General features: G+C 59.3%; 23 protein-coding genes and 1 pseudogene. All 24 read right to left on the bottom strand.

The window, feature by feature from the left end; genetic code table 11:
* Positions 1–84: 84 nt before the first annotated feature.
* The gene (locus AB5Z05_RS04975; protein WP_227274088.1) at positions 85–1,215 is read right to left on the bottom strand and encodes a cupin domain-containing protein; all 1,131 of its coding nucleotides are present in this window, start codon (positions 1,213–1,215) and stop codon (positions 85–87) included.
* A 139-nt stretch (positions 1,216–1,354) separates the two neighbouring features.
* Positions 1,355–2,725: an adenylosuccinate lyase gene (gene purB, locus AB5Z05_RS04980; protein WP_368150331.1), complete on the bottom strand. Its 1,371-nt coding sequence runs from the start codon at positions 2,723–2,725 to the stop codon at positions 1,355–1,357.
* 122 nt (positions 2,726–2,847) lie between these two features.
* Complete coding sequence (gene hflD, locus AB5Z05_RS04985; RefSeq protein WP_005334622.1) at positions 2,848–3,462, bottom strand: high frequency lysogenization protein HflD; 615 nt, start codon at positions 3,460–3,462, stop codon at positions 2,848–2,850.
* A gap of 23 nt (positions 3,463–3,485) precedes the next feature.
* Positions 3,486–4,592: a tRNA 2-thiouridine(34) synthase MnmA gene (mnmA, locus tag AB5Z05_RS04990; protein ID WP_043850388.1), complete on the bottom strand. Its 1,107-nt coding sequence runs from the start codon at positions 4,590–4,592 to the stop codon at positions 3,486–3,488.
* Positions 4,593–4,749: 157 nt separating this feature from the next.
* Entirely contained in the window at positions 4,750–5,241 is a 492-nt protein-coding gene (locus AB5Z05_RS04995; protein ID WP_368150332.1) for an NUDIX hydrolase, read from the bottom strand.
* Entirely contained in the window at positions 5,241–6,164 is a 924-nt protein-coding gene (gene rluE / locus AB5Z05_RS05000; RefSeq protein ID WP_368150334.1) for a 23S rRNA pseudouridine(2457) synthase RluE, read from the bottom strand. The genes AB5Z05_RS04995 and rluE overlap by 1 nt, the downstream gene beginning before the upstream one ends.
* Before the next feature lie 106 nt (positions 6,165–6,270).
* Positions 6,271–7,038 (bottom strand): PTS sugar transporter subunit IIA, encoded by a 768-nt coding sequence (locus AB5Z05_RS05005; RefSeq protein ID WP_368150336.1) that lies wholly within the window; start codon positions 7,036–7,038, stop codon positions 6,271–6,273.
* Positions 7,038–7,343, bottom strand: coding sequence for a PTS fructose transporter subunit IIB (locus tag AB5Z05_RS05010; protein WP_139440095.1), 306 nt, complete (start codon positions 7,341–7,343; stop codon positions 7,038–7,040). Before AB5Z05_RS05010 ends, AB5Z05_RS05005 begins: the two co-directional genes overlap by 1 nt.
* Before the next feature lie 218 nt (positions 7,344–7,561).
* Positions 7,562–8,968 carry a hexose-6-phosphate:phosphate antiporter gene (gene uhpT, locus AB5Z05_RS05015; RefSeq protein WP_005334609.1) on the bottom strand — a complete coding sequence of 469 codons (1,407 nt, stop codon included), beginning with the start codon at positions 8,966–8,968 and terminating at the stop codon, positions 7,562–7,564.
* Between the two features lie 579 nt (positions 8,969–9,547).
* A complete protein-coding gene (locus tag AB5Z05_RS05020; protein ID WP_368150338.1) occupies positions 9,548–11,458 on the bottom strand; it encodes a fructose-specific PTS transporter subunit EIIC in 1,911 nt (636 codons plus the stop codon).
* Positions 11,459–11,993: 535 nt separating this feature from the next.
* Positions 11,994–12,770 carry a choline kinase gene (locus AB5Z05_RS05025; RefSeq protein ID WP_335854905.1) on the bottom strand — a complete coding sequence of 259 codons (777 nt, stop codon included), beginning with the start codon at positions 12,768–12,770 and terminating at the stop codon, positions 11,994–11,996.
* Positions 12,771–12,781: 11 nt separating this feature from the next.
* Positions 12,782–13,297: an AAA family ATPase gene (locus AB5Z05_RS05030; protein ID WP_368150340.1), complete on the bottom strand. Its 516-nt coding sequence runs from the start codon at positions 13,295–13,297 to the stop codon at positions 12,782–12,784.
* A gap of 105 nt (positions 13,298–13,402) precedes the next feature.
* Positions 13,403–14,119 (bottom strand): sugar isomerase domain-containing protein, encoded by a 717-nt coding sequence (locus tag AB5Z05_RS05035; protein WP_368150342.1) that lies wholly within the window; start codon positions 14,117–14,119, stop codon positions 13,403–13,405.
* A gap of 319 nt (positions 14,120–14,438) precedes the next feature.
* Positions 14,439–14,702: a hypothetical protein gene (locus AB5Z05_RS05040; RefSeq protein WP_005334591.1), complete on the bottom strand. Its 264-nt coding sequence runs from the start codon at positions 14,700–14,702 to the stop codon at positions 14,439–14,441.
* A gap of 166 nt (positions 14,703–14,868) precedes the next feature.
* Complete coding sequence (locus AB5Z05_RS05045; RefSeq protein ID WP_368150344.1) at positions 14,869–15,780, bottom strand: BRCT domain-containing protein; 912 nt, start codon at positions 15,778–15,780, stop codon at positions 14,869–14,871.
* Between the two features lie 240 nt (positions 15,781–16,020).
* A pseudogene (locus tag AB5Z05_RS05050) lies at positions 16,021–16,173 on the bottom strand (substrate-binding domain-containing protein); the annotation flags it as partial.
* 89 nt (positions 16,174–16,262) lie between these two features.
* Positions 16,263–16,685, bottom strand: a complete 423-nt coding sequence (locus AB5Z05_RS05055; RefSeq protein ID WP_368150396.1) for a hypothetical protein — start codon at positions 16,683–16,685, stop codon at positions 16,263–16,265.
* Positions 16,685–17,635 (bottom strand): hypothetical protein, encoded by a 951-nt coding sequence (locus AB5Z05_RS05060; RefSeq protein WP_368150346.1) that lies wholly within the window; start codon positions 17,633–17,635, stop codon positions 16,685–16,687. Before AB5Z05_RS05060 ends, AB5Z05_RS05055 begins: the two co-directional genes overlap by 1 nt.
* 137 nt (positions 17,636–17,772) lie before the next feature.
* Positions 17,773–18,831: a SctU family type III secretion system export apparatus subunit AscU gene (gene ascU, locus AB5Z05_RS05065; protein ID WP_368150348.1), complete on the bottom strand. Its 1,059-nt coding sequence runs from the start codon at positions 18,829–18,831 to the stop codon at positions 17,773–17,775.
* Positions 18,828–19,616 carry a SctT family type III secretion system export apparatus subunit AscT gene (gene ascT / locus AB5Z05_RS05070; RefSeq protein WP_076491464.1) on the bottom strand — a complete coding sequence of 263 codons (789 nt, stop codon included), beginning with the start codon at positions 19,614–19,616 and terminating at the stop codon, positions 18,828–18,830. The genes ascU and ascT overlap by 4 nt, the downstream gene beginning before the upstream one ends.
* Positions 19,613–19,879 (bottom strand): SctS family type III secretion system export apparatus subunit AscS, encoded by a 267-nt coding sequence (ascS, locus tag AB5Z05_RS05075; protein ID WP_005334586.1) that lies wholly within the window; start codon positions 19,877–19,879, stop codon positions 19,613–19,615. Before ascS ends, ascT begins: the two co-directional genes overlap by 4 nt.
* 1 nt (position 19,880) lies before the next feature.
* Positions 19,881–20,534, bottom strand: coding sequence for a SctR family type III secretion system export apparatus subunit AscR (gene ascR, locus AB5Z05_RS05080; RefSeq protein WP_005334585.1), 654 nt, complete (start codon positions 20,532–20,534; stop codon positions 19,881–19,883).
* A complete protein-coding gene (gene sctQ, locus AB5Z05_RS05085; RefSeq protein ID WP_368150349.1) occupies positions 20,531–21,457 on the bottom strand; it encodes a type III secretion system cytoplasmic ring protein SctQ in 927 nt (308 codons plus the stop codon). Before sctQ ends, ascR begins: the two co-directional genes overlap by 4 nt.
* On the bottom strand, positions 21,454–22,608 hold the full coding sequence (locus AB5Z05_RS05090) for a type III secretion system needle length determinant (RefSeq protein ID WP_368150397.1): 1,155 nt from the start codon (positions 22,606–22,608) through the stop codon (positions 21,454–21,456). Before AB5Z05_RS05090 ends, sctQ begins: the two co-directional genes overlap by 4 nt.
* Positions 22,609–22,843: the final 235 nt, after the last annotated feature.

The raw sequence follows: 22,843 nt of genomic DNA on the forward strand, positions 1-22,843 counted from the left end.
CGCGCATCGATTGTTAATTGAACCGCATCTGAGTGACAAAAAAGGCGCCATAAGGCGCCTTTTTATCCTTCGTTTACCGCCGGATCAGTTGAAGAACCAGTAACCACGGTTGACCAGACGGGTCAGCAGTTGCAGGAAACCGGCCTGATCGGCCAGCTCCACCATGTCGGCCTGAGTGATGATGTCCTTGTCACACAACAGGGAAATGGCTGCCGCGTCTTCGCTCTGCAGAGTCCAGGCTTCGCCGTCGATGAAGCACTGCTGGCTCCCGCCGCTAAACCAGACGGTGCGCAGACCCGGCACCTTGATGGCTGGCTCGCCCTGGGTCAGCAGGTCGGCTACCTCCTCGGCGCTATAGTCCGGCTCGACCGGATTGACGTCCAGATCGTGCTTGGCCTCGGAGATCATGGTGCCGAACCACTCCTTGAACAGGGTCTCGTCATCGAGTGCCTGCTGCATCAGCTCGCGCAGACGGTGCAGCTCGTGGGGCTGGATCTCGCCGTGGCGGGCACGGGGCTTGAGGTCGGCATCGCCGTAACGTTCGGTACGCACTTCGTTGTCGATCAGGTGATCGGCAAAGGAGGAGATAAGCGCCTTGGCATCCGGTGCGCGGAAACCCACCGAGAAGTTCATGGAGGGCTCGATGGCGTAGCCTTCGTGGGGGAATCCGGGCGGAATGTAGAGGATGTCACCCGGCTCCATGATGACGTCGATGATCGCCTCGAACGGCTCGCAGTGCAGCAGGGCGGCGTGGGCGGCGAACTCGTTGAGCGGCTTGGCATCGCCAACCCGCCAGTGGCGTTTGCCCAGACCCTGGGTGATAAACACATCGTAGTTGTCGATGTGGGGGCCGACACCCGCATGGGGGGTGGAGAAGCTCACCATCACATCGTCAAAGCGCCAGCCCGGAATGAACTGGAACGGCACCGCCAGCTCGTTCACCTCGGGAGCCCAGTGGTTGCAAGCCTGTACCAGAATGGTCCAGTTCTCTTCGCCCAGATGGTCATAGGATTCGAAAGGACCGTGGGCCGCATCCCACTTGCCGTCGAAACGGGTGACGAGGCGCGACTCTACCACCTCTTCCATGGCCAGACCCGCCAGCTCATCCGGGCTGATGGGATCCTGAAAGTCGGTGAAGCCACCCTTGATAAGGAGCGGGCGCTTCTGCCAGTAGTGCTCGAGGAAGTGAGCGATATCCAGATTGAGTTCGTACATGCTGTTTCTCGTGTCTCGCAAAGAGGTTTTGCCCAAGGGAGGCTTGGGAAAAGCCACTCGGGATCCTGCCGTGGCAGGGAAAATAACAGGGGCCCTGTGGCGTATCGTGCACAGGGCCCCTTCGTCACAACCGGTTGGCTTACTTCAGCAGATCAACCAGACGCTGGGCGTCACCGATGTAGTTGGCCGGGGTCAGCTTCTTCAGCTCAACCTTGACCGCTTCCGGCAGCTCCAGGGTGTCGATAAAGGTGCGCATCCCTTCGGCATCGACGCGGCGGCCACGGGTCAGCTCCTTGAGCTTCTCGTAGGGCTTCTCGATACCGTAGCGGCGCATTACGGTCTGGATCGGCTCGGCCAGCACTTCCCAGTTGGCATCCAGATCGGCGGCCATGGCGGCGTCGTTGGCTTCCAGCTTGGAGATGCCTTTGAGGGTCGCCTGATAGGCAATCAGGGAGTAACCCACCGCCACACCCAGGTTGCGCAGTACGGTCGAGTCGGTCAGATCACGCTGCCAGCGGGAGATGGGCAGCTTGCTCGCCAGATGCTGGAACACGGCGTTGGCCAGACCCAGATTGCCTTCGGAGTTCTCGAAGTCGATGGGGTTGACCTTGTGCGGCATGGTGGAGGAGCCGATTTCACCCGCGATGGTGCGCTGCTTGAAGTGGCCCAGGGAGATGTAACCCCACACATCGCGGTCGAGGTCGATCAGGATGGTGTTGAAGCGGGCCATGGCGTCGAACAGCTCGGCGATATAGTCATGCGGCTCGATCTGGGTGGTGTAGGGGTTCCAGGTCAGACCCAGGGAGGTAACGAACTCCTCGGAGAACTGGTGCCAGTCCACTTCCGGATAGGCGCTGATGTGGGCGTTGTAGTTGCCGACTGCGCCGTTGATCTTGCCGAGGATCTCCACCGCCATGATCTGCTTGAACTGACGCTCAAGACGGTAGGCGACGTTGGCCATCTCCTTGCCCATGGTGCTCGGGGTGGCAGGCTGACCGTGGGTACGGGAGAGCAGCGGCATGTCACGGTACTCGTGGGCCAGACGCTTGATCTCGCTGATCAGCTTTTCGCAATAAGGCTTGATGACCTCTTCGCGAGCGGTTTTCAGCATCAGACCGTGGGAGTTGTTGTTGATGTCTTCCGAGGTGCAGGCGAAGTGGATGAACTCGCTGACAGCCGCCAGCTCCGGGTTCACTTCGACTTTCTCTTTGAGGAAGTACTCCACCGCTTTCACATCATGGTTGGTGGTGCGCTCGATCTGTTTGATACGGGCGGCGTCACTCTCGTTGAAGTTGCTGACGATGCCGTCGAGCAGGGCGTTGGCGGCCGCGCTCAGGGCAGGGACTTCCGGGATCCCGGCGTGGCTGGCCAGTTTTTGCAACCAGCGCACCTCGACTTCGACGCGAAAACGCAGCAGGCCGAATTCGGAGAAGATAGGGCGCAGGGCATCGGCCTTGTCGCCATAACGACCGTCAATCGGGGAAACAGCAGTCAGCGCGGACAGCTCCATGGGGTGAACTCCTGATGATTTGTGTGGGGGATCCGTATTCACTTGCACGCCGGTCGGGGTGTATCAAGGCTGATGTGCGGCTGTTCACCTTGTCCTCCCTCTGCCTGCGCGCAAGCCAATGATTAGTAACGCTTGGCCAGCTCCACCATCTTCTTGCGAGCGAAGATGATCTGGGTCCGGCTGCCACCGAGCTGGCGCCACAGCACGCAGGCACGAATGCCCGCCAGCAGCAGGGCGCGCACCTTGTGCTGCACCAGCGGCTGCTGCAGGAACAGCGGGGTACCCGCCACCTGAATGCGCGGCCCGATGGGGCTGATAAGATCGCTGTAGATGCTCGCCATGTTGGCCAAAATCTGCTCGTCGAGCAGATCGAAGTGCTGTTGCTGGCGGCCAATCTGGCTGATCCGCTCACCCAGCATGTTGAGAATGTCCTTGCGCTTGGCCAGCTTGCGCTCCAGTGCAATCAGGCTTACCACGTAGCGGGTCAGCTCGGCATTCTTCTGGCTGCCGTCGGCACCCAGCTGCTCGACCAGCGCACGGTAGCCGTCGCGAATGGCCAGATGGGTGTTGTTGAACACCTCGAGCGGCTGGCTCGGGTTGGTCACCAGAATGCTGGAGAGGCTCTCGCGCAGGGCGGCCTCGTCACAGCTGCCGTCTCGGGCCACCTTCTGCACCAGATACGCGGCCTGGCAGATGCCGGCAAAGGCCATGGTTCTGTCTTGGAATTTATCGCTCACGTCTGCTGCCTTCTGTTAAGGATTCAAACCGGATGGCTGAAACGTTGTTCGATGATGCCACCGCCCAGACACACTTCCCCGTCGTAGAAGACGGCGGATTGGCCCGGGGTCACCGCAGCCTGTTTCTCGTCGAAGATGACCCGGATGGTCTCGTCGTCGATGGGCTGGATCAGGCAGGGGATATCCTGCTGACGATAGCGGGTCTTGACGGTGCAGCGACGCGGCTCGCGAATGGGAGTGCGATCCACCCAGTGCAACTGGCTGGCAATCAAACCATCGGAGTAGAGGCGGGGATGTTCGCCCTGCGCCACCACCAGCACGTTGCGCTCGACCTCTTTGTCGACCACATACCAGGCCTCTTCGGTGGCATCTTTGCGACCACCGATACCGAGCCCCTTGCGCTGGCCCAGGGTGTGATACATCAGCCCCTGATGCTCGCCGATCACCTTGCCATCCACGGTCTCGATGTTACCGGGCTGGGCGGGCAGGAACTTGGCCAGGAAGTCCTTGAACTTGCGCTCGCCGATAAAGCAGATACCGGTGGAGTCTTTCTTCTTGGCGGTGATGAGATCCAGCTGCTCGGCGATGCGGCGCACCTCGGGCTTCTCCAGATCGCCAACCGGGAACAGGCTCTGACCCACTTGCTTCTCGCTCAGGGTATAGAGGAAGTAGCTCTGATCCTTGTTGGTATCGAGACCGCGCAGCAGGCGCGGGCGGCCGGTGCTGTCGTCACGGCGCACATAGTGGCCGGTGGCGATGTAGGTGGCACCCAGCTCTTCGGCGGCAAATTCGAGGAACGCCTTGAACTTGATCTCCTTGTTGCAAAGGATATCGGGGTTTGGCGTGCGGCCAGCCTTGTACTCTTCGAGGAAGTGCTCGAACACATTGTCCCAGTACTCGGCCGCGAAGTTGATAGTGTGGAGTTTCATCCCCAGCTTGTCGCAGACGGCCTTGGCATCAGCCAAATCCTGGGCGGCAGAGCAGTACTCGTCCGTGTCGTCTTCTTCCCAGTTCTTCATGAACAAGCCTTCGACCTGATAGCCCTGCTGCTGGAGCAGGTAGGCCGAGACGGAAGAATCCACGCCGCCGGACATGCCGACGATCACCTTGATTTGGCTGTTGTCTGTCATTAGTCGAAGTTACCAGTTCGTTTAAACGGGGCGTATTCTACCAGAGTTTTGCGCCCCCGGTCACATATCCATGCCGCAGTTCCCATCAGGAGTCTGATAGCAGGAAATCGTTTTTCTGTTATTGGCCAGCGTGGCCGTAAAAGAGTATCAAATGGCCTCAAATAAAGGCCTTGAGTGCCGACAGTGGCAGCCGTGTCCCTGTCAGATAATCCTGAATGCACTGCCACACCAAGGGGCTGCGCAGGGCCGGTTTGCATTCCGCAATTTCTTCCAGCGTAAGCCAGTGGCAAGCCAGCACATCGCCGTCAGGATCCTCTGGATGGTGCTGACCCGGCGCTTTTTCAAGGTCGAAGATGATGGCGGTGCGCACATAGGTGGCTTCGCTGTCGGCCGGTTTGAACAGATAGGTACCAAGCCAGGCGGTCGGCGTGGCGGTCAGACCCGTCTCCTCTTTCAGCTCACGACAGGCCGCTTCAAGCAGGTTTTCCCCCGGCTCCACATGGCCGGCGGGTTGGTTGAAACGGCGCTGGCCTTTTATCTCCTCTTCCACCACCAGAAAGCGCCCCTGCCACTGCACCAGGGCGGCGACCGTCAGGCGCGCCTCCATGCGGGCGTGGCTGGTGGCCGATTGCTCTGCCTGATTGCTCATCATGACTCCTTGTCGTTGCTATTGGGATTGCCCGCACGGGCGGGTCTGCGTGCCGTTCCTCGACCACTGCTGCGGGGTTTGCCGCCAGTCGGGTTCGTGGCTGCGCGCTCAGTTGGGTGAGTGCTGCGGGGACGCTCGTCCCGTCTCGGTTGGCTAGCCCGCCGTGGCGCCTCCCCTGCCGGTTTGGCCGGTTTGGCGGTATGAGCGCCTGAACGGGATGAGGAGGGACGCGGGCGGCCGGTGGAGAGCGGCGCCAGCTCGGAGGCGGGCAGGCTGCGGCTCTCGCCGGGGGCCAGTCCATCCAAGGTCCAGTCACCGATGGCGTAGCGAATAAGGCGCAGGGTGGGGTGGCCGATATGGGCGGTCATTCGCCGTACCTGGCGGTTGCGTCCCTCGATAATCTTGATCTCCAGCCAGCTAGTGGGGATCTCTTTGCGCTCGCGAATGGGCGGATTGCGCGGCCACACCGCAGGTTCATCCATGATGCGCGCTCCGGCGGGCAGGGTCATGCCGTCGTTGAGCTCCACGCCGGCGCGCAGGGCGGCCAGTTTCTCTTCGCTCGGGATGCCTTCTACCTGCACCCAGTAGGTCTTGGGGGTCTTCTCCCCCGGCTGGGTGAGGCGCGCCTGCAGCTTGCCATCGTTGGTGAGCAGCAGCAGCCCCTCGCTGTCGCGATCGAGCCGCCCTGCGGCATAGATGCCGGGCTCTTTGATGTAATCCTTGAGAGTCTCGCGGCCCGCCTCGTCGGTGAACTGGCAGAGCACCATATAGGGCTTGTTCAGCAGGAGCAATTTGCGATCCTCTGGGGCCAGCTCCGGTTTGCGGGGGGATGCATGGCGGGGTGCGGCTGGTTTGGCCGCCGTGCGCGGGGCGTTATCGCGCGGCGCGCGGCTGACAGAGAGACGGGAGCGGGGAGATTTCATCGGATACACACTTCAGACAGACGATGGCAGCGAGTGTACCACAGGGTGCTGAGGGCAGGATGAATGGCTGTGGCGTCACAACAAGCAGTGCCCAGAGCCAATTTGCCTAGCTCAGCAGGCTCTCGATCACGATAGCCTGACGGGCGGGGGCCGAGCCCGCCAACAGCAGGGCGTGGCTGACCACATCGTCGATCATCGCCTGCGCCAGTCGGGTGAGGGGGCGCAGGGTTTCCCGTCCGCTACCAACCGGCACAGCCAGCAGAATAATGGTTTGCACCGGTCCGATTTGAGATCCCCACTCGATGGGCTCCTTGCAGCTAAGCAGGGCCAGCGTTGGCTGGCTGATCCCTTCGCTCAATACATGGGGCATGGCAAGGCCGGGGCGGATGATGGTGGCCGAGACCTGCTCGCGCCGCTCCACTGCGGCGGTCAGTGTGGCGCGGTCGGTGATCAGCTCGGTGGGCAGCAGATCGATCAGATGCTCGAGCGCTTCGGCTTTGGTCAGCGGTTCGTGGCTGTGGGCCAGCTGGCGCAGGGCAAAATGGTAGTCGGGCAGGGCGTTGGCCAGTCGCAACTCCGCCAGTGCGGCGGTGCACGGGCGCACCAGCGGTTGACCCAGTTCCCCGCACCAGCAGGTGAAGGCCATGTGGGCGAGCTCGGCATCGCACCCTTCAATCTGCAACTGGCAGAGATCGCCGGGCTGGGTGGCGAGGGTGAGCAGGGAGAGCTGGTTGCTGGCCGCAACGGTCTGGCGCCGGGTGAGGTTGGCGCAGCGGATGGTGGATTTGAACATCCCCGCCAGCCGGTTCAACTGCTTGGCCTGGGTGATGCTCAACCCCTGCTGGCAGTAGAAGGTAATTTCGCGGGTCAGCATCAGGCCGGGATCGGCAGGGCCTTGAGTACGGCGTTGGCATCCAGCAGCACGGTTTCCAGTTTCACCTGATGGATGGTGCAGCCGAGGAAGCGCTCTTTCTGCTCAATCTCGATATCGGAGGCAATCAACACCAGGTCGGCGCTGGCAATATCGCGGGCGGTCAGCATGTTCTCCATGCCCATGGCGCCCTGAGTCTCGACCTTGATCTTGAGTCCCAGCCCAGTGGCGGCTTTTTGCAGGGCATCGGCAGCCATATAGGTATGGGCAATACCGGTCGGGCAAGCGGTGACGGCGACGATCTTCATCTGCTCTCTGTGATGCTGACAAGGGGGAGCAACAAGATAGCGCCAGCGGGGGGCTTTTACCAAAAGTCCATATGAAAAGTGGGATCTTGATGGGGATATGCCCGTCCCTTGAACGGCAGTGCAGGCTGATATGAGCCAGCCGGGAGTGGGGTTGCCCCAAACAACAAGGGCCACCCCTGTGGGTGGCCCTGAACAATCTGCGTCTGTTGTTATGGCTATCAGGCGGTCTGGGCAGCCAGCTCGGCGGCTTTCAGTTCGCGCTTGATGCGGCGGATCTTGCGCTCTTCGGCGACAGCGACACAACCCATCAGCACCAGACAGGCGGCAGCTGCGATATCCAGCGCCGCGAAGGTGCCGGTCCAACCGGTCAGGCCGAAGATGGGGGTGCCATCGGCAATCATGCCCAGACCCAGTTTGGCGAAGCTGTCACCGATGAGGTAAGCGAAGGTGCCCTTGACGCCATCGGCCACGCTGATGCCCTGCTTGGGGACGAAGCCCACGGCGGCCACGCCGATCAGCAACTGCGGACCAAACACCAGGAAGCCCAGGGTGAACAGGGAGCCCAGGAACATAAACTGGGTGGTCGCATGCTGGTAGAGACCCAAGGTGGCGATGATCAGCGCCAGCGCCACGCAAGCCACCAGACCACGACGACCATTGGCCAGATCGGAGAGGTAACCCCACATCAGGGTGCCGACCAGTGCGCCCACTTCGAAGAAGGTAAAGCCCTGAATAGCCACGTCTTTGGAGAAGCCCAGCTCCTGGTGGGCATAGACGGTAGACCACTGGTCGATACCGATACGCACCACGTAGAGGAAGATGTTGGCAAAGCAGAGCAGCCAGATCACCTTGTTGAGCAGCACATACTTCACGAAGATCTGCCACTTGGTCAGCTTCTGCTCTTCGGTGGCGATATCCTCTTCGCTCGCCACTTCGTCAAACAGCTCTTCCACCTTGCCAAGGCCATAGGCTTCCGGCGAATCGCTACCAAAGCGCAGGCCGATAAAACCGACGATCAGCGCGATGATGGAGGGGAAGATAAACATGCCGAGCACGTTGCCATCGAACAGGTAGTTGGCACCGAACAGCGCCACACCGGCCGCACCAGCACCGCCCACGTTGTGAGAGAGGTTCCACATGCCCAGATAGGTGCCGCGCTTGTTGCGAGGGGTCCACTTGGTGATGGTGGAGTAGCTGCACGAACCGCCACAGCTCTGGAAGAAACCGCTCAGGGCATAGAAGAAGATCATGAAGTAGAGGCTGAAACCGGTGCCGCCCATGCTGGCACTGAAGCCCAGCATGCACAGCGCGGAGAGGATCAGCATCAGCGGCAGGAACTGCTTGGTGTTCTTGCCATCGGCATAGTAGGAGACGATGGTCTTGCCTACCCCGTAGGTGATGGAGAAGCCAAGGCCGATCATGCCAAGCTCGGTCATGGAGAGACCGTACTCCTGGATCATGTCATTTTGCGCAATGTTGAAGTTCTTGCGGATCAGATACATGGTCAAATAGCCAATAAATACAACCAGATAAGATTGCATAAACGGCTTGAACCAGAGCTTGCGCCGGGCTTCGACCGGCAGGTCCAGGGTGGGGACCCGGACCTGTTGGAGCAATTTCAACATCTTCGTTCATCCTCTGCGAGATAGACGGTATTTCCGCCGCGCCCCTCATTTGTAGATAGGTTGTTCGAGGTCACGCCACGGAAGGGAGAACGGAACGTCGGGGCTGTCAGCCGTTGCTGCGCTCGACGCTCCATCCATATAAACCCGGGCCCGGCACGGGATGACGGGGCACATTGCCCGTCGCGGTGCGGGTCACGACATCAGGTGGGGTGACTCTAATAAGAGGGGCAAAAAATGGCTTGAGAGCCATCCCTAGTGGGGATAGGAAATTTTCCTAGTTTTTGCGCTTTCGCGGACAAAGCGTGAGAAACATCACACCGCTGACGCCGGATTGCTGCCATTTCAGCCAGTTTGGCGCTCTGTGTGAGTGCTGGGCTGAGGAGGGGAGAGGCCAGAAGGGAGCCAGGGAAAGGCAAGGAGAGAGGTGAAGGGAGAGATGAGGGAAGAGTGCTTATCGGCCACTATTTCTCGGGGGGCGATTTTGGGAAATACGGCTCGTCAGCCATCCCAAAAAACAAGAGGCCACCCCGTGGGGTGGCCTCTTTTTATGCTCTACGAGCCGACATGGCGATGGAGGCCTCAGGCCGCCTTGGCCAGAGTTATCTCATCACTCTTTTTGACCCGCAGTTTTTTCAGGGCAACCGCGACCACGCCGGTGACGATGGCACCGCAGATCATGCAGAGCAGGGCCAGCAGCGGCTTGTTGACCGCACCCAGCAGGGCCACGATGGGGCCACCGTGGGCGACGCTGTTGGTGATGCCAAACAGGAAGGCCATCACAGCGGCGGTCATGCTGCCCAGAATGTTGGCCGGGATAACGGCCAGCGGATCACGGGCAGCGAACGGAATCGCCCCTTCGGAGATCCCCACCAGACCCATGGCACCGGCGGCTTTGCCCGCTTCGATTTCAGAGGCATCGAAGATTCCCAGCTTGCGACCGAGCACGGTCGCCAGCGACATGCCAAGGGGCGCGGCCGGGATGGCGCAGGCCATGGCACCCATAAACTGGGTCTGACCGGAGGCAATCATGCCCACCGAGAAGAGGAAGGCCACCTTGTTGACCGGGCCACCCATATCAAAGCCGGCCATACCACCCAGCACGATACCCAGCAGCACCAGACTGCCACCGCTCATGGAGAGCAGCATGGCGTTGAGGCCGGTCATCATGTCGGCAATCGGGGCGCCGATGATGAAGATGAATACCGCAGCGATAAAGAGCGACCCGACGATGGGGGCGATCAGGATCGGCACCAGCGGTTGCACCATCTTGTGGTACTGGCGGGTGGCAATCCAGCGCACCAGATAGCCGACCAGGAGGCCCGCGATGATGGCACCGATAAAGCCGGTACCTGCGTCAGCGCCGTAGAAACTGCCGTTGTTGGCGATCCAGCCACCGATAAAGCCCGGTGCCAGCGCCGGACGGTCACCGATGGCGTAGGCGATATAGCCGGCCAGAATGGGGATCATCAGGGTGAAGGCGGCCACGCCCACGTTGAGGATCTGGTTCCACATGCTCCCTTCCGGGATCTGCATGCCGCTCGGGGTCGGGTTGCCGCCGATGGCCAGTGACAGGGCGATAAGCAGACCACCGGTCACCACGAACGGGATCATGTGCGATACGCCGTTCATCAGGTAGCGGTAGAGATCCGAGCTGCCGCCGCTGGCGCGCTTCTCGTCACCCTTCTTCTCATCCTTGTCCGCCACATAGGCGGGGGCTTTCAGGGCCTGCTCGATCAGACCCTTGCCATCCTTGATGGGGGCTTTTACGCCGGTCTTGATGAGGGGCTTGCCGGCAAAACGGGCCATGTCCACCTGCTTGTCACAGGCCACCACGATGGCGGCGGCGCGGGCAATCTCGTCTGCGGTCGGGCTGTTCTTGACGCCGATGGAGCCGTTGGTCTCCACCTTCACCTCATAACCCAGCTCCTTGGCGGCGCGCTCCAGCGACTCGGCCGCCAGATAGGTGTGGGCGATACCGGCCGGGCAGCCGGTGACACCGATGATAAAGCCCTTGCTGGTGGTCGGAGCCGCGCTCTTCTCCTCTTTCTTGGCCAGCAGCAGCGCCAGCGCATCGGCCGGGGTGTTGGCCGCCAGCAGCTTGGCGATAAAGCCCTCTTCGATCAGCTTGCCGGAGAGCTCGGCCAGCACCTCGATATGGTGGTTGGCGCCGCCATCGGGGGAGGCGATCATAAAGAAAATGTGGGACGGCTTGCCATCTTCGGCGCCGTACTCGATGCCGTTGCGGCTGATGCCGATGGCGACCGCCGGATTGCACACCGCCGCACTCTTGGCGTGGGGCAGGGCCACGCCCTCTTCAAAGCCGGTGTTACCCAGCTCTTCGCGGGCCCACAGATCCTTGATAAAGGCCTGCTCGTTGCTGACTTTGCCTTGCGACGCCAGCAGGCGGGCCATTTCGGTGAAGACCTCTTCCTTACGCGTCGCTTTCAAATCGAGGTTGATCAGATGTTCATTGATCAAGGTGGTGATCATGGCGCTCTCCCCGCTTCCGGTGACGGAAGCTATGCGTGAGTACGTATCGACGTACTGGATAAAAATGACCTGTTCATTATCGTGGCTCGCTCGCCCCCTCCCTATCGGACAAATGTGCTAATCACTGGATTTTTGTGCGCAGTAAAACGCGATGTGATGAAGATCCCGTTTTCAGGCAGGACTCACCATTTTCAGGTTATTGCTAATTTTGTCTTTAAAAACAAATAAATGGATTGTGGCTGGTCTCGTAACCAGGTTTGTAATGCATCATGTCAATAAATTAATCACCAGCGGGGTCTGGATTTATATGTGGTTTTAAGGCGTTATAAGATGTGACCTTTCTCACAAAAAGTCGCAGTTTCGTCGGGCGGATTAGGATTTTTATGCGCCTGATGGCGGAGGCCAATCGCATTGGCTGGGCGAGCGCAGAGGGGCGTTGTTTGGGAAGAAAGTGTGGTGGCAAGAGAGGGATGGCTGAAAAGAGATAGGTTATAACGCGAACGTCCGAATACGCTCCGCTATTCGAACCTACGGACTACACAATATGCGCCACCGACTCCAGCCAGTTGGGAACTTGTTGCCGATACCACTCCAGATATTGCTGTGCCTGCGGCTTCTCCCTTCTGGTCAGCAGATTGGTGACTTCAATAATCAGCCAGCACTTGGCCATGACGAGATGGCGCAGCAACCGGTCGCCAGAGAGCAGCGAACTGTGGCACAGATAGCGTTCAATGATGGTTTCATATTCAGCCAGCGAACCCATCCGCGGCACCAGCGGGGCCAGATCGATGGCCGGACTGCCATAACCAAATCGCTCCCAGTCAAACAACACCAGCTCACCATTGTTGCGGGTGCCCCAGTTGCCCTCATTGCTGTCTCCCGAAATCAGGCATGACTCCTCGAATAGTTCGTGGCCGACTTGCTGGATATGGCGGATCTTCTCGTTTACCGCTTCCGGCAGGCAGAGTACAGAGAGCGCCTCGTTGGTGTCGGCGAGCGACCAGCCGTGAGTTTTCACCGCAAAGTCGGGCTGATAGTTGGCGTTATGCAGGCAGGCCAGCTGAGCAAAGGTCTGTTCGTTGTGGTGCAGCTGCGTGAGCGTGACCGGATGAGGGATCTGCTCAAGGAACAGGGTCTCCCCTTCGACCTTGAGCAGGGAAGGAGTGTTGAGCCCGCTCAAATGCAGTGCGGCGCGTTGGTAGAAATGGCGCTCGACAGGCGATGCGCAGCTTTTTCTGATACAGGGCTTGCCATCCAGCAGCTGGATATTTACCGAAGCGCCCCCCATTTTCGCCAACTCCTGTTGCGTCATCCTCTACCCCGTTAGCTATGAGTGGTCAGTTGCGTGAGATAGCTATTTACCTCTGTGCGAGTCGTGAAATGGTGCTTGTCGTTTGGGAATCGATCAAACAGCTCGCGATGGAATTGGCGGGAGCTTTTACCGGATCGCTGCCCATATTCCGATGCCCACACCAGCAGTTGTTGAAAGCTCTCTTCGGCTGCTACGGCATCCCGTTGCCTGGCACTTTGTGATCCGCGCGATAGCAGTGAATCACGGCATACCGACCAGTCGAGATCCAGAAAGAGCAGGGTATCAGCGGCATCAAGCAGTTGCTCGGCTAGGGCACCAAATACCCCTTCGACCACCCATGATGGCTCTTGAGCAAGTGTTTGAATGGCATGATCAATCTCATGCTGGGGCCGTTTTTGGTTAAAGCCGCCCGGCTGCCAGACAATGGGGTCCAGATTGACCTCGCGGATAGTTAACCGCTCAGCCAGCTGCGCCGCCAACCAGCTCTTGCCCGATCCAGAGTTGCCAATAATCAGAATACGTTTCATCTATGAGCACTCTTTTCTGGAACATCTCGTATGTTGGGCCAAACATCGTAGGTTGGAGCTGAACGAAGTGAAGCCCAACGTTTACCGCGACAATATCTTAATTGCTTACATCGACTTCAATCGCCCTTGAAAATGACGGTAAACATCGTCGTTATTAAAGCCATCCACATTCTGGCTGGAGAAAATAAGCGGGGTGACGCCTTGTGCCAGCGCCAGTTTCTGCGCTTCGACTACCAGCGTATTGATCAGAACCATGCCGGAGATGGAGGAGAAGGCGCCGGTGACCCGATGATTGACTTCGCACAGGCCATCGCCCGGCGGCACGCAGTTGTCCAGTACCAGATCGGCCAGCTCCATCAGTTTCTGGCCAGAAGGGTGACGACTCGGATTTTGCGCCGATTGTGCCACCGAGGTAATGACGATCACCTTGTGGCCGCGCGCTTTGGCAAGCTGGGCCCACTCGATGGGCAGGGCGTTGCGCCCCGAATTGGAGATGACCACCATCAGATCCCCCGGCGCAATCGGCTGATCCTCCCACAAAATGGCGGCAAGCCCGGGCAGTTTTTCCAGCGCCGAACTGCGCAGGGCGCCATCGGCGGTGGTGACGGTGGAGTCGAGCACGGCGTTGATATTGCCAAGGCCACCTGCACGGATAAACCCCTCCAGCCCGACCATATGAGAGTGCCCGGTGCCCAGCATATGGATCATTTTGTTGTGAACGATGGCCTCGCTAAACCAGTGGGCCGCCTGCCGGATCCCGGCTTCGTTCTGGCTGACCATGGTAGCGATGCGCGCTTGCAGTTTTTCGACGTACTCAAACATAACGGCGGGGGATCCTTGTGGATTACTGGAGAGGGGTTGTGGCCCAGGTGTGGCCAAGTGGCACGCTACCGCCCCTGGACGACAGCCTCCACTCTGCTGCTGTTAACCGATGATGTGACGGGAGGTGATGGCGCTATGGTGGCCAGAGCGATCTCGGCAACGCCCTTCCCAATCCCGGTTGCCAAGTGAGCCATGGTAATCAATGTGGGGGCGATGCAAAACCGGCAGCAGGTAAAAACCTGCTAAGGATCAACAAACTACTTGCTTGATGGCGGGAGTTTATTCGGTTGGTTGTGTGACGGATGGCAGGCTGTAGCCCTCAATACTCCAGAAACTTCTCCCCGCACCGCTCACAAATAAGATGTTTTACATGGGTGGTCTGGTAGGCCAGTGTTTCACCAAACGCCCAGTTGGTGATGCTGCTGGAAGTAAAGGCTTGCCAGAAGGCTTTGCGCGGATCCTTGGGCATGATGTCCTGGCTGTGATCGCGGGCGACCAGCACCACGATATGGCGGGTTCGTTCCCTGCATTTGTCACAGCGATGGATTTCACTCGGCGGATTCTGGTCGTGCGGGTTGCTCATAAAGAGACTCGTGAAGAGAGGCAGGCGCCCATCATATTCCTCTCCACTTGGCTCTCAATCTCTCCTTGCCAACCCAGTGAGCAGGCTCACGTTTTGGCGTGCTGTTGGCTAGCAGAAGGAGTGAATTATCAAGGCGCGGGCGTGAGCCCCCGCCGTGATGTAAGGTTCAAGCCGACTCGTGCAGAGTGTTGGCATGGGCAAGCCAGGCTTCTTCGGTGACGATACGTACCGAGTGTCCTTTCTCCTGCAACAACATGGCCTTTTCGATTTTTCTGCCGTATGAGGAGAAGCGCCAATCCCGCGAACTGAGCTCACCGATGATGAGGTAATCAAGTTTCTGGGTGACAGAGTCTTGGGGTGTTGCCCCCAACAGCAAGGCTGTTTCCTCGCACTGTCGGCGTGTACCGGAAAGAAACATGCCGGTGAAGCAAACAGTACAGTCATATAGGGTATCTATTTCGGATTCACTGATGGCCAACTTGGTTGCCATACCCGTGACAGCCCCCTGCTCGAAGGAATTGCCGATAAACAACATCAATTGTTGCTGCAACTCCTCTCTCTCTTCGGCAGTAATAATGCCATCCAAAAGGATCCGCTCCACCGTCTGATACAGCTGTTTTCCGGGATAGTGGGCCCTCAGCATGCTGTTTTGTTTCATCCACCAACTCAGGTAATGGATCTCGTCATCGGACAGCTGTTGATCTCCCATCAACCCCTGACAGAGCCCCTCGAGTAATAGCTTGTCTGATTCCTCTGAATAGAAGTCGACACCCGGTAGATGACGATATGTTTCCATCAGACGGGGAAGCGCACTCATAAGGTGGACTTTTTCTTCTTCACACAACTTACCGTCTTGCAGCACATTAGCGACCATTTCTCGTAGCTCACGAAAGATCCAGCCGTTGAGGCTGGCACTCTCTTTGAGCCAAGTATCCAGATAAAGGATCTCCTGCTCATCGATGACACTGTCAGCGACTATGCCATCCAGGATTCCCATCAGATTATTCAACTGCTTGTCGCGGTTGCGTGCGGCATTGTAGTTAGCGACTGGCTGGCCATGACGATTCATTTCACCCATTGCATGATCCCTTGCTGGTTACAAAGAGAGTGGGAACTACCCGTAGAGAGATGGCTCGCTGCGGGTGAACCTAATGATCTCATCATATAAAAGATGGCTTCAATCAGGCCAGAAGGCTTGTCTGCCATTAGTCACGCATGTGAGCTTTGTCGAGAAATGGTTCCCAAGCAGATTGGAGAGAAATGTCCATGCTTGCCGGTTGGCGGGCCAACTCATGTTCATCTAGTAAATGGCGGGAACTCAGGCCGACTCCCGTTTTTGCAGGTTGGGGGTGATGATATGGCGATTGGGAGCGAGCTCGGGTTGCTGCATCCGGGTCAGCAGTCGTCTTGCCGCCTGACGGCCGATTTCGCGGGCCGGTGAGCTGACGAAGGTGAGGGCGGGTGTGAGGTCAACTTGATGCGGATTTGAAAACATAACGGGGCCATCAGTGATGGCCCCGTTATGTTTGCGCTGTTTTCCCTTATGAGCAGACGCCGATATCAGGCGCGAATGGTCGTCGGGATACCGCAGTTCGGGCGTGACATGGCTGGTTCGATTGCGGGCTCGCTGAGCTCGGTAGCTGCTAGTGCAGTGCCTTGGGTCAGGGCTTCGGCCTGATGCAGCATGCGGCTGACAAGGTCAATCAGAAGTTCTACATCCAGCTTGTCCAGCCACTCGCGACACCAGAGCAGGGGGCTCTGCTCGCTGCCGCGACTGAGTTGCAGCACCGGCCAGTCGGCCATGGCGGCGAGGGAGGGGGTCTGGATATCCCCCAGCGGGATAAACAGGGTCACCAGTTGATCCCGCTCGCGAATATGGAGGCTGAAGGGGCCCGCCTGCAGATCCAGCCCCTCTTCGTGCAGGCACTCCTGCGGCAGGGATAGCTGGCGAACGAGGGTTGATAGCATGGCATGGAACATTATTAATCCTCCCGATGAGTGTTATCAAAGACCGACTCTGTGGGCGGCCACAGGTTGGCGATAGGGGGGCGGGCTGAGGTACCGACCAGTGGCGCCCCTATGGTGGCGGCCCAGGGGTCGACTACCTTGGCGTGTGGCCCCCAGCTTTCCGGCTTGGTAAGTTCGCTCCCTTCGGCGCGGCCAATTACCACAAAGCAGTGGGTCTGGGCGTGCCCCTGTGCGCCACGATGGGCCAGCACTTCGATCCGCTGGTCACTGTTGTGGCGCAGCAGTTCGGCCGCCGCCGAATAGGCCAGGGTCGAGCAGCAACCGGCCTTGGCGTCATCCACCGCCTTGGCGATGTTTTCCATTGTACGTAACGAGAGTGGCTGCTTGTTTCTGGTTATCTGGATGGCGGCCATATTGGCGCTGTTGTTGGCGCGCTGGTTAGCTGCCAGGCGCTGGGGATCCTGCCCGAAGGCGTTGAGTTTGCCGATGATCTTCTGATAGCTCGGGTTGTTGGGCTGTACAAAGGTCTGGGCGTCGGTACAGGCGTAGCTGCCCAGTTTTTCCAGTCCGGCCATGCTCTTTTGCAGCAGGGCCTGGGTGCCACCCGCCATCACTTTCGGTTCATGTCGCGGGGCGGCTCTGGTGATAGCGCCCTGTTCGGCCAGCGCCTGTTTCAGTTCGGTCAGACGAGCGCCACGTGCAGCCACCTCTTTGGGGTGGTGCTGCTCCCAGTGCTGGATCGCATCCTGCACCCGCTGCGCTTTGCCGCTATCGGGGGCGCTTTGCAACTGGTGCAGGGCGCTGATGACCTGCTTGAGATCGCTGCTCTGGAAGTGGCCGATGCCGCGCTTGACGGATTGTTCGAACAGCTTGTTACCCTTGGCCAGCAGCGGGCCGGCCTCTGTCTGCTGGGGCGATGCTGGACGGTTGAGGTGAATGTGTCCACCGATTGCTGGTAAGGCCATGATGTGATTCCCGACAGGGTTGACGATAAGAGGATGATAACGAGCCGTGACGGCGCGCTATATCAGGGAGCGGTCGGGGATTTGTCAGTTTTTCGCGTGTTGCGCTGTTTGTTTGGCCTGGCGGGCAGCGTGCTGCCCTACCACTGCGACCCTTCGCTCTGGCGCCACTGCTCCAGCCAGCGCAGAACCTCGGCGGTTGCCTCAATCTGGTCGGCCGGGATGTAGTTGTGGAGCTGGGCGTCTCGATAGAGGGCGCGAGCCAGCGGGATGCGTTGCAGCACAGGGATCCCCTCCTCTTCGGCAATCTTGCGCACCTGCAGCGCCTGGGCATCGGTGAATTTGAGGGTCACCACCGGCAGCGGGGTTTCTCCCCGCTCGTAGCGGATACCGATGGCGATATGGGTCGGGTTGGCGACGATGACCGAGGAGCGCTTGACGTCGGCGCGCATGTTGCTCGACTGCAACTCCTGATGGAACTGGCGGCGCTTGCTCTTGATCTCCGGGCTCCCCTCCATCTCCTTGTACTCCCGCTTCACCTCGTCCTTGCTCATCTTGAGCTGCTTGATGTGCTGGTAGTGTTCGAAGGCGTAGTCAGCGATGGCGATCACCACAAAGCCCATGGCGCAAACCGCCATCAGCTGGCCCAGCATGCCCCCCAGCACCGGAGTGATGCAGCTCATGCCGCAGCCGGGCAACTGGAGCATCGCTTGCAGATTGCCCTTTATGGTGACCCACACCAAGAGGCTCAGGAGACTCACCTTGAGCAGTGATTTGACGAACTCCATCAGGCTTTTGATGGAGAAGATCTTCTTGGCCCCCTCCACCGGATTGATCTTCTTGATGTCGGGCTTGATGGACTCGCCACTCAGCAGAAAACCGTACTGGGCGAAGTGGGAGGCGAGCACCACCGGCACCGCGACCGCGAGGAGCGGAATGCAGAGATAGGCCATCTCCTGCATCAGGTTCTCCACCACATGGTTGAGCGCCTGGGTAAAGGGGAGGTTGATGTGGGATTCCGGGATCATCATCAGCTTGCCCAGATGTTCGAGGTAGTAGTCGGACATCGCCATCAGCATGCCTACCAGACTGAGGATGATGGAAGTGGAGACCACCTCCTTGCTCTTGACCACTTGCCCCTTCTGGCGGGCATCCCGCAACTTTTTGGGGGTGGGTTGTTCGGTCTTCTCGCCGCTCATCGCGCCTCCAGAATGGGGATCAGTAGTTGCAGCGGATCCATCACCGCCAGCACCTGTTTATAGGCGTGGTCCATCATCAGCTTGATGTAGATGACCAGCAGCAGGCTGGCGACGGCGCTTTTTATCGGCATCGCCAGCACGAAGACGTTAAGTGAAGGGGCGAAGCGGCTGATCAGCGCCAGCCCGAATTCGGCCAGAAACATGGCGATCAGCAGCGGCGCTGCCAGCAAAGCGCAGAGCAGCAACATATGGCTGAACTGGCTGTAGAAAAAGTTGACCCACTGCTCGTCGATGGTGGGGAAAAAGTGCGCCACCGGCCAGCTGATATAGCTCTGGAACAGGGCGGCCAGCAGGGCGAGAAAGGCGCCGCTGGCAAAAAAGAGGGTGATCAGGGTCTGGGTCAGCAGCAGGCCGGTGGGACTGGTCTGGCTGCCGAGACTCGGGTTGAACAGGGACCCCATGGCGGCGCCGCGCTGGTTGTCGATCAGAAACCCGCTCGCCTCGATGGCCCAGAAGGGGATGGCGGCGACAAAGCCGATCAGCAGGCCGAGCAGCACCTCCTTGGCGATCAGCATGGCCAGCGCCATGCCGTCGATCTGATCCGGCAAGGTGTCGGCGACCGTGGGGTAGGCGTAGAGTGCCAGCGAGCAGACCACGCCGTTGCGGATCATCGCCCCTCCCAGCATCTGTTTGCTCAGCACCGGCAGCATCACGAAGCAGCTGATAAAGCGCGGCAGCAGCAGGGTATAGGCCAGCATCTGGGCCTGCAGGCTCTCCAGTGTCATTGGATCTGCGGCACCTTGAACAACACCATATCGGCAAAGCTGTAGAGCTCGTTACCCAGCCAGGCGGTGGTGGCAAACAGGGTGATCACCACGGCGATCAGCTTGGCGACAAAGCCCAGGGTCTGCTCCTGGATCTGAGTCAGTGCCTGCAGCAAAGAGACAAGGGTGCCCACCAGCGCCGCCACCAGCACCGGTGGCATGGAGAGGATCAGCACCAGCCAGAGCGCCTGGCTGGTAAAGTGAAGTATATCGGCGTGACTCATGCTAGCCTCCGTAACTGATGACCAGCCCGTGGGTCAGGCGGGCCCAGCCATCGAGCAACACAAACAGCAGTAGCTTGAAGGGCAGCGAGATGGTCATGGGGGAGACCATCATCATCCCCATCGCCAGCAAGATGTTGGAGATGATGAGATCGATGGCGATAAAGGGCAGGTAGATCAGAAAGCCTATCTCGAAGGCGCGGCTCAGCTCGCTCACGGTAAAGGCGGGCAGCAGGATCAGCAGGCTGTCGGGCTCCAGCCGGTCGGCATACTTGCTGGGCCAGAGCTGCTTGGTGCTGTCGATAAAGAAGGCGTGCTCCCGCGGTTTGATCTGCTTTTTCAAAAAGTCGCGGTAGGGGGCAATCCCCTCATCGAGGAACTTCTCCACCGATTCGGCTTTCGCCAGCGACACCTCGTTCTGGCGCAGGTAATCCTGGGTGGCAAAGCCGACCGGCGCCATCACATAAATGCTGAGAATGATCGCCAGCCCGTACATCGCCATGTTGGGGGGGATCTGCTGCACCCCGAGGGCGTTGCGCAGCAGCGAGAAGACCACCGCCAGCTTGACGAAGGAGGTGGCCATCACGGCGATAAAGGGGAGCAGGGCCAGCAGCGCCAGCCCGACGATAAGGTTTAGCTCGTCTGGCAACTGGATCATGACTGTGACTCGTTGTCGAGGCGTTCGACTCTTACCCCCAGGCGTCCCTGGATCTCCACCAGTCGGCCCGTTCCCAGCGAATGGCCGTTGCTGATGATGCGCACTTCGCCATCGAGGGGCGTGCCAAGATCGATCAGGGCGCCCGGTTGCAGGCTGGTGAGAGTATGCCAGTCCAGGGTCTGGCGGCCCACTTCGAAGCTCACCTGGATCGGCAGTTGATCCAGTTCGGTCGGGCCGAAGGGTTCAGCGGAGGCAGCATTATACATGGCAGTCAGTTCCAGATGTTGTTGATGGGGTTGGCAGTAGGCAAAGGGGCGACCCTCCACGCAGATCAGCAGTTGCTGGCCGAGCTGCGAATGGGGCGGCGGCAGCAGCACATCGCCGATGGCGAGAGTGGCGAGCTCATCCATGGTCAGCCCCATCTCGCCCCACTGCAGGAAGAGGGTGAGGGGCAGCGGCAACCGCTGCTGCTGTGGCCGTGGTGGCAACTTACTCAGCAAGGGCTCGGGCTGCGGCAGCCAGAGGGCGAGGCTGGCCCCCTCCCGTTGCAACAGCAGTTGCAGGGCAGGCTCATCGGTCTGAACGTTCCTCTCCGGTTGGGTCAGCGCCGAGCAGCTGAGGCCACCGAGGGGTTGTCCCAGCCGTTCGATCAACGCCAGTTGCAGTGGCTCGGGCAGACTGAACAGCGCCGCCTGTTGTAGATCTGGTGCGAGCCAGTGCGCCAGCTCTGCGCCGTTGCACAACAGCGGCAAAGAGAGCCCCTGCCACTGCAGTTGCAGCCGGGTATCGAGTGTCGCAGGCGGCAAACCGATGGCGAGGAGAAGCTCGCCGCCACTCCAGCTAAAGTGCTGGCGGTATTGGCTCAGGGTCTGCTGTAAAGTCAACTCCGCCAGCGAGGCGGAGGTGAGGGCAATCGGTGTCATGCGTCGGCATCCCACTCTTCGTAGATGGATCGTTTATGGCGCGAGCCCTGCTCACTGTCAGGCTGGCCGAAGAGATCGAGGGCGACCCGCTCGCCGGGATAGAGTCGTTGCAGGCGGTCGATCAGATCGCTACGCCCCTGATTGAGCAGCAGCTCTCCTTGCGCCGTGGCGAGGATCTCGATCTGCAACTCGCCATGGTGGTGAGCGATGCGAATGGAGAGATCGCCCAGCTGTGGCAACGTCAGGCGCAGCAGCGGCGGACGCTCCGGGCGGCCCAGCTCCTGATAGATATCCACTGCCAGCCGTTCCAGCAGTTGACCCAGCTCCCGATTATTCTCGGCTGGTGCCAGCCGGGCGAGCTGCAGATCCCCTGGGGTCACGGCAAGGGGAGCGATCCAGATTGTCGGGTTGGTAAAGAGCTCATTTTGGGGGGCTGTTTCACCTGTAGTGACAGACTTGAGCGCCACCAGCGGTGGTATTTCTGCGTCAAGTTGAGCTACCTGTTCACCGACCTCCGTTGGCTGGGGGGGGGCCAGTTCGGGAGTTATCACCTCGCTGTCCGTTGCCAATGGCAGTAGATGTGGCGTGGTATTGGCGAGGGTATGTATCGGGTTGGCGCTGCTTGCTTCATGAACCTCCATGACTGGACGCTGTTCATCAAGCCACTCGTTTTCAGTCAGCGTGGCTTGGGTAACATGACCATAGGGCTGGGTAATAATGGCGGTTAGCCCCAAACCTGCAGAGCTTTCGAGCAAGCTTGTCTCTGGAGCGCTTTGCATGCTCTCCGGTTGCGCGGTGAGCTTGCTCCCAACCCCCTCGGTGAGCGGCAGAGACTCGTTGAGGGGCGTTGAAATTACATCGCTGCTGGCATGTGTTGGCCTCAGTGCAGCCGGATTAGCGGTTATCGTCAGTATGGGGGGGCGTTGATCCTTGTCCTGAGCAGTGGGTTGTGTGTACTTGGTTTGTTGACGAGATGTGCGAGCCTTATCAAGCGTCAGTGTTATAGCATTTATTGGTGCAATGGCTGGTGGCACGAGTGGTGTGTTGGCCGTTACCGCTATCGGGTTTGTGTCGAGCAGTTCAGCGCTAGAATGTGCAGCAAAAGTGGGTTTGTCGTGCCTTTCTTTAGCTGAGATATCTGTTGCTGCCACTCGCTCATCAGTAAGGCGTTGGCTCTGATCTCCGTTAGAAGGGGTGAATGTTAGCTGTTGCGGGTTGGTTTGCTCGCTCCCCTGCCGCTGTTGTTTTGCAGTGATCTCTTTGTTGTCCGGCTGCGTGCCTTTGGTTGTGTGGCGTAGGGGAACTTGGTTGCCAGCTTCTGAGGGCGCGCGGTAGATATTCTGTTGCGGCAAGGGGTGGACGTCCGTCACTCTCTGTGAATGACGA

It is taken from the genome of Aeromonas sp. R2-4, assembly GCF_040908365.1.
GTDB classification, from domain to species: domain Bacteria; phylum Pseudomonadota; class Gammaproteobacteria; order Enterobacterales; family Aeromonadaceae; genus Aeromonas; species Aeromonas veronii.

Excerpts from the sequence above, each read along its gene's own strand:
- AB5Z05_RS04975 (WP_227274088.1), bottom strand. The coding sequence starts at position 1,215 with ATGTACGAACTCAATCTGGATATCGCTCACTTCCTCGAGCACTACTGG.
- purB (WP_368150331.1), bottom strand. The coding sequence starts at position 2,725 with ATGGAGCTGTCCGCGCTGACTGCTGTTTCCCCGATTGACGGTCGTTAT.
- mnmA (WP_043850388.1), bottom strand. The coding sequence starts at position 4,592 with ATGACAGACAACAGCCAAATCAAGGTGATCGTCGGCATGTCCGGCGGC.
- AB5Z05_RS04995 (WP_368150332.1), bottom strand. The coding sequence starts at position 5,241 with ATGAGCAATCAGGCAGAGCAATCGGCCACCAGCCACGCCCGCATGGAG.
- rluE (WP_368150334.1), bottom strand. The coding sequence starts at position 6,164 with ATGAAATCTCCCCGCTCCCGTCTCTCTGTCAGCCGCGCGCCGCGCGAT.
- AB5Z05_RS05005 (WP_368150336.1), bottom strand. The coding sequence starts at position 7,038 with ATGCTGACCCGCGAAATTACCTTCTACTGCCAGCAGGGGTTGAGCATC.
- AB5Z05_RS05010 (WP_139440095.1), bottom strand. The coding sequence starts at position 7,343 with ATGAAGATCGTCGCCGTCACCGCTTGCCCGACCGGTATTGCCCATACC.
- uhpT (WP_005334609.1), bottom strand. The coding sequence starts at position 8,968 with ATGTTGAAATTGCTCCAACAGGTCCGGGTCCCCACCCTGGACCTGCCG.
- AB5Z05_RS05020 (WP_368150338.1), bottom strand. The coding sequence starts at position 11,458 with ATGATCACCACCTTGATCAATGAACATCTGATCAACCTCGATTTGAAA.
- AB5Z05_RS05025 (WP_335854905.1), bottom strand. The coding sequence starts at position 12,770 with ATGACGCAACAGGAGTTGGCGAAAATGGGGGGCGCTTCGGTAAATATC.
- AB5Z05_RS05030 (WP_368150340.1), bottom strand. The coding sequence starts at position 13,297 with ATGAAACGTATTCTGATTATTGGCAACTCTGGATCGGGCAAGAGCTGG.
- AB5Z05_RS05035 (WP_368150342.1), bottom strand. The coding sequence starts at position 14,119 with ATGTTTGAGTACGTCGAAAAACTGCAAGCGCGCATCGCTACCATGGTC.
- AB5Z05_RS05040 (WP_005334591.1), bottom strand. The coding sequence starts at position 14,702 with ATGAGCAACCCGCACGACCAGAATCCGCCGAGTGAAATCCATCGCTGT.
- AB5Z05_RS05045 (WP_368150344.1), bottom strand. The coding sequence starts at position 15,780 with ATGGGTGAAATGAATCGTCATGGCCAGCCAGTCGCTAACTACAATGCC.
- AB5Z05_RS05060 (WP_368150346.1), bottom strand. The coding sequence starts at position 17,635 with ATGGCCTTACCAGCAATCGGTGGACACATTCACCTCAACCGTCCAGCA.
- ascU (WP_368150348.1), bottom strand. The coding sequence starts at position 18,831 with ATGAGCGGCGAGAAGACCGAACAACCCACCCCCAAAAAGTTGCGGGAT.
- ascT (WP_076491464.1), bottom strand. The coding sequence starts at position 19,616 with ATGACACTGGAGAGCCTGCAGGCCCAGATGCTGGCCTATACCCTGCTG.
- ascS (WP_005334586.1), bottom strand. The coding sequence starts at position 19,879 with ATGAGTCACGCCGATATACTTCACTTTACCAGCCAGGCGCTCTGGCTG.
- ascR (WP_005334585.1), bottom strand. The coding sequence starts at position 20,534 with ATGATCCAGTTGCCAGACGAGCTAAACCTTATCGTCGGGCTGGCGCTG.
- sctQ (WP_368150349.1), bottom strand. The coding sequence starts at position 21,457 with ATGACACCGATTGCCCTCACCTCCGCCTCGCTGGCGGAGTTGACTTTA.